Below are 2979 nucleotides of genomic sequence, written 5' to 3'. Positions count from 1 at the left end.
CCCATGTAATTTTCCTCCTGTCTCCTGTCTCCTGTCTCCTGTCTCCTTCTTCAATGCTAAATTATCACATAAAACTTTACGAACAAAAGGTTGTCATATAAAATCCGGTTATACAATTATCGCACTCTCTACTTCCATTCAATGCACACATAAAATGCCGGAATATCCCCAGATAATTCCTACTCTCATCCTTCCTTTCTCCTGACTCCTGAGTTATACGATAACTAATTATTCACTACATCATATTTCATATCAAAGATAACCGAATATTTTACTTGACACAGAGAAAGTTCCCATAATTTAATATCAAGAATCAAAAAATAAAAAACTAAAAGTCTAGTCAAGATATAGAAGAATATGATGCTGATCACAAAAGTTTACTCATCTACTTCACTCGATCTTAGTTGACTAACTCACCCAATCAAAGTTCAATGACTCACTTTATCAATATCAAAAAATCACCAGTAACTTCATTCATAAGTCACCACAATAACTAGAAAAAAAGCAGATAATATAAAGTATCAAGTTCGCAGTTAAAAGTAAAACAATGATGATTAAAGACCTCAAGCAAATATGATTTGTTCCCACAAAAACCTAATTAATTGGCCTTGATGGTATCACTAAAACTCAAACTGCGACTTTTTCCAGTACTTTAGGCAAGATAAGATATGATTTTTTATTAACTTTTAGATACTCATATTAAAAAAAAAAATTGTTTGTAAAAACTAATTTATTAGATGAATAAAGATTTAATTAAAGTCCTTTTAATAGAAAACAATACAGACGATTTTATTCTGATCTATGACTTACTGTCACAGGTAGAATCACCAAAAATATTACTAGACTGGGAAAATACTTACGAAGCAGGATTAACAGTAATGAAAAAAAATCAACATGATATTTGTTTGCTTGACTATAAATTCAAAGAAACAAAAGGGTTAGAAATACTTCAAACAGCAATTAATCTAGGTTGCCAAATGCCAATCGTATTACTCACAGATATAGAAAATCAAGAATTAGAGATGGATTTAATGAATAAAGGAGTAGCAGATTACTTGAATAAATCAGAAATTAACGAATATACATTAAATCGAATAATTCGCTATACACATGAGAATAATCAAAATTTAAACGCTTTAAAAGAAAGCAAAGCAAAGCTACAAGAAGCACAAAAAATTGCTCATTTAGGGAACTGGGAATATGACTTAAAGACACAAAAAATAACTTGCTCAGATGAAGCATTTCGCATTTTTGGTCTTAACCCTAGCAGAGGAGAACCAACTTATCTAGAATGGGTTGAAATGTTTACTCTCGAAAGTCAAAAAATATGGGATAAAAATGTGATTTTGATCTTAGAAAAGGCAGAAAGTTGTGAATGTGAATATCAAATCATTCGACCAGATGGTACATTAAGGTATATTTATACTCAGGCTACTTTAATTGTTGATAGTAACTCAGAACCTATAGGCATATTCGGCACAGTGCTAGATATTACAGATCGTAAAAAAGCAGAGTTAGCTGTGCAGGAACTTAGACAAAAAGAGCATTTATTAGGACTCATTCTAGACCGGATTCATCAATCTTTAAATTTGGATGAAATATTAGAGACTACAGTAGAGTCAGTACGGTTTTTTTTGGAGTGTGACCGCGTCTTAATTTATCGTTTTTTGGAAGATGGAAAAGGTATCGTAGAAAAAGAATCTGTAGCAGCAGATAGCAGTCCAATTTTAGGTGAAATTATTGACGATCCATGTTTCCCAAATACAGATATTATAGAACGCTATAAACAAGGTTATATTAGTATAATAGAAGATATTGAAAGCCCAGATATAAACAAATGCCATGCCGATCTACTCAAACAGTTTCAAGTCAAAGCAAATATGGTATTGCCAATTTTAATTAATCAAGAAGGGGAAAAACAAGGTTCGGAAACTACTGCATGGGGATTAATAGTAGCTCATCAATGTACTCATAAACGACAATGGCGAATATCAGACACCGATCTATTGAGACGCTTGGCAACTCAGATAGCGATCGCTATTCAACAAGCTCAACTTTATCATCGTTTAGAAAAACTAAATCAAGAATTAAAAGAAATAGCTTATGTTGATGGTTTGACAGGAATTTGTAACCGTCGCCACTTTGAAGAAAAACTAGACCAAGAATGGAAAAGATTAACACGGGATCATGCTTCTATGTCAATAATTATGGTGGATATAGATTATTTTAAACCCTACAACGATACTTACGGTCATCAGCAGGGAGACAAATGTTTGCAACAGGTAGCTCAAACTATTAGTGCTGCAGTGAAACGACCAGGAGATTTTGTAGCTCGATATGGGGGTGAAGAGTTTGTGGTTGTACTGCCAAATACTCCCATAGAAGGAGCGCTGAAGGTTGCAGAAAAGATTATAACACAAATTGAGGCTTTAAAAATTCCCCATACAGCTTCGACAGTCAGTAAGTGGGTGACAAGTAGTTTAGGAGTGGCAAATAGTCACTGCTCTACTGACTCTAATCCTCAAATATTACTAGAAGCAGCAGATATGGCGCTATACAATGCTAAAAATACTGGTAGAAATCAAGTTTATATTGATGATTCATACTAAATCCGGTTTAGAAGAGAGATTTATTGTGAAGGTAAGGCAGAAGGCAGAAAGATTAGAAGGCAGAAAGATTAGAAGGATTTGGACAAATTAGCTTTTCATAACCGGATTTGGTATCATGTATAAAAAATTTTTAGGAGCAAAAGCAATAAATTCATTTAGTCATACAACTGTATAAATCTGGTTTCTCAGTAACCTTGATTGAATCTAGCTTAAAATCTCTATATTTGAGATTTATAGGCAAATTTCTGCTTTTTATAAAAAACATTCACTTAGCATAGAAATATGCAACAAACTCTGGGACTTACAGCGGATTCCATTTGGGTAGACCACAGTAAGGACGTTCCATGGAACGTCCTTACTGTGGTCTACC

The 2979-nt window shown here is 33.5% G+C and carries 1 protein-coding gene; it reads left to right on the top strand.

What is annotated here, in order from left to right:
* Positions 1–737 precede the first annotated feature (737 nt).
* Entirely contained in the window at positions 738–2609 is a 1872-nt protein-coding gene (locus D5R40_RS31595; RefSeq protein ID WP_124155783.1) for a diguanylate cyclase domain-containing protein, read from the top strand.
* Positions 2610–2979 lie beyond the last annotated feature (370 nt).

The organism is Okeania hirsuta (assembly GCF_003838195.1).
Classification (GTDB): domain Bacteria; phylum Cyanobacteriota; class Cyanobacteriia; order Cyanobacteriales; family Microcoleaceae; genus Okeania; species Okeania hirsuta.
This window is presented reverse-complemented; position numbering and strand designations above follow the sequence as displayed.